At 73.8% G+C, this 2,592-nt stretch carries 3 protein-coding genes and 1 pseudogene; 3 read left to right on the top strand and 1 reads right to left on the bottom strand.

Annotated elements, in window-relative coordinates; all coding sequences use genetic code 11:
- Positions 1-289: 289 nt before the first annotated feature.
- The 3 genes from bioB (at position 290) to ACTIR_RS0117630 (ending at position 2,230) form a co-directional block, all read left to right on the top strand.
- Complete coding sequence (gene bioB / locus ACTIR_RS0117625) at positions 290-1,306, top strand: biotin synthase BioB (protein WP_026455267.1); 1,017 nt, start codon at positions 290-292, stop codon at positions 1,304-1,306.
- 65 nt (positions 1,307-1,371) lie between these two features.
- Entirely contained in the window at positions 1,372-1,617 is a 246-nt protein-coding gene (bsaP, locus tag ACTIR_RS27585) for a biotin synthase auxiliary protein BsaP (protein ID WP_084789599.1), read from the top strand.
- Between the two features lie 40 nt (positions 1,618-1,657).
- A complete protein-coding gene (locus tag ACTIR_RS0117630; RefSeq protein WP_026455268.1) occupies positions 1,658-2,230 on the top strand; it encodes a DUF2567 domain-containing protein in 573 nt (190 codons plus the stop codon).
- 42 nt (positions 2,231-2,272) lie between these two features.
- On the opposite strand, the pseudogene ACTIR_RS24090 reads toward ACTIR_RS0117630, so the two are convergent.
- Positions 2,273-2,592 (bottom strand): annotated as a pseudogene (locus tag ACTIR_RS24090) (LON peptidase substrate-binding domain-containing protein); the annotation flags it as partial.

The following is a 2,592-nucleotide window of genomic DNA, read 5'->3' on the forward strand; positions in this document are numbered from 1 at the left end:
GCGTTGTCCGGGGGACTGGCGCGGGCGGGCCGGGACGAGTTCCTCGACGAGGCCCGCCGGGGTCTGTCGCCGTGGTTCGGCGGCGACTTCGACGCCGACCACTTCGCACGCGGCGCGTCCGCCTCCCGACCGTGAGCGACCGTGCCACCACGGCGTGTCGCCCCGGATCGGCCACCCGACCACCGGCTCGGCCGACGGGACGTGACGTAGGTCGCCGGGTCGCTGTGCCCGGGCCACCCCGTGCGGCACACTCACTTTCCGACCACTGCCTGCTTCGAAGGAGATGCGCGTGACGGCCGCAACCACCGACTCCGAAATCCTCGCGATCGCGCGGGACCGGGTGCTCGAACAGGGCATCGGGTTGTCGCAGCAGCAGGTCCTCGACGTGCTCCGCCTCGGCGACGAGCACGTGACGGACCTGCTGGCGCTCGCCCACGACGTGCGGATGCGGTGGTGCGGCCCCGAGGTGGAGGTCGAGGGCATCGTCAGCGTCAAGACCGGCGGCTGCCCCGAGGACTGCCACTTCTGTTCGCAGTCCGGTCTGTTCCCCACGCCGGTGCGCGCGGCCTGGCTGGACATCCCGGGCATGGTCAAGGCCGCGGAGGAGACGGCGGCCACCGGGGCGACGGAGTTCTGCATCGTCGCGGCGGTGCGTGGTCCGGACAAGCGGCTGATGTCGCAGGTGCGCGAGGGCATCAAGGCGATCCGCGATTCCGGCAACGACATCCAGATCGCGTGTTCGCTGGGGATGCTCACCCAGGAGCAGGTCGACGAGCTGGTCGAGATGGGCGTGCACCGGTACAACCACAACCTGGAGACGGCGCGCTCGCACTTCCCCGAGGTCGTCACCACGCACACCTGGGAGGAGCGCTGGGAGACGCTGCGGATGGTGCGCGAGGCCGGGATGGAGGTCTGCTGCGGCGGCATCATCGGCATGGGCGAGACCGACGAGCAGCGTGCCGAGTTCGCCGTGCAGCTCGGCGAGCTGGCACCGCACGAGGTGCCGATGAACTTCCTCATCCCGCAGCAGGGCACCCCGTACGAGCACTACGAGACGGTGGAGGGCAAGGACGCGCTGCGGGTGGTCGCCGCGTTCCGGCTGGCCATGCCGCGCACGATGCTGCGGTTCGCGGGCGGCCGCGAACTGACCCTCGGCGACCTCGGGGCGGAGCAGGGCATGCTCGGTGGGGTGAACGCCATCATCGTCGGCAACTACCTCACCAATCTGGGCAGGCCCGCGCAGGCGGACCTGGACATGCTCGGCGACCTCAAGATGCCGATCAAGGCCCTGAGCGAGACGCTGTGAGCTCCCGGCCGGACGCGGTGCGCCCCGGACGGACTCCCGCGGGTGCGGGGGGAGATACTGGCACCATGAGGTACTGCCCGCACTGTGGCCGTCCCGAGACGGCGGGCGCCCCGGACACGGCCGCCGGGCCGGGTACGGAGGGACCCGTCGACCACACCGCCTGTCGCGGGCCCCGGCCGGCCCTGGAGCCGCCGCGGTTCTGCGTCGAGTGCGCCCGACGGATGGTGGTGCAGATCACGCCCTCGGGGTGGAGTGCCCGGTGCAGCAGGCACGGCGAAACCACCTCCGCCGACGTCTCCCCGACCGGCTAGGCTGCCCGGCGGAACCCGGGTCGTGGGGAGGAGTCCACTCGTGGCCGAGCAGGCCGGTGCCGAGCACCCTCCCGCGCCGCTCCGGGCGCCGGAGGGGCGTGTCCCCCCGGTCGTGGTCCGGGCCGATCTGACGTCCGCGTTCGCCGTGGCCTCGGCGCTGGCCGTGCTGGGCATCGCGCTCGGCAGGTTGTGGGCGTCGCTCGCGCCCGCCCGGCGGATGCGGGTGGTGGCCGACGACGGGCGGCTCGCGACGTTGCCGTTGGAGGGCTGGCACCGCTTCGACGGGCTGGCGATGTTCCTGCTGCTGGGACTGGCGGCCGGGCTGGTCACGGGGGTGGCGTTGTGGCTGCTGCGGTCGTGGCGCGGTCCCGTCCTGCTGATGGGCGCGGTCGCGGGGTCGCTGCTGTCGGCGTGGCTGGCCCTGCGGACCGGCGTCGCCTTCGCGGACGCGGCGTACGCCGTCCCCGGCACGCCCCGGACCGGGTCGGTGGTCGCGCGGCCGCCGGTGCTGGAAACGGCCTGGGTGGTGCTCGCCCAGCCGTTCGGGGTGGCCCTGGCCTACGGGATGGCGGCCGCGTGGAACGCCCGCGACGATCTCGGCAGACGGACCTGAGCCGGTCCGTCGCCGGATCCGTGCCCGGGTCCGCCCCGGCGCTCAGTTCCGCGCCGCGGGGGAGAGGATGCCGCTCTCGCCGTCGAGTTCGTCGTGCGAGGCGGGGACCGCGTGCAGGGCGGACAGGATCCCCTCCTCCCGGGTGAGCAGGGCGCGGATCGCGCGCAGTCTGCGCAGCGGGTGCCGTTGTTCGAGCAGGTCCTGCCGGTCGGCGAGCGGAAGCAGACAGTCGGCGGCGAGCAGGTAGGCGAGCTCGGCCGGCGGCACGTCCTCCGGCGGGGAGCGCCAGGCGTCGTCCCCCTCCCACGCCCGCGCACAGTAGCGGCGGTGCGCGGCCCGGGCGAGCCCGGCGAGCTGGGCGG

Source organism: Saccharomonospora iraqiensis subsp. iraqiensis (assembly GCF_000430445.1).
In the GTDB taxonomy this organism is placed as follows: Bacteria; Actinomycetota; Actinomycetes; order Mycobacteriales; family Pseudonocardiaceae; genus Saccharomonospora; species Saccharomonospora iraqiensis.

Coding starts and splice junctions, on each gene's coding strand:
- bsaP (WP_084789599.1), top strand. CDS start 1,372: ATGAGGTACTGCCCGCACTGTGGCCGTCCCGAGACGGCGGGCGCCCCG.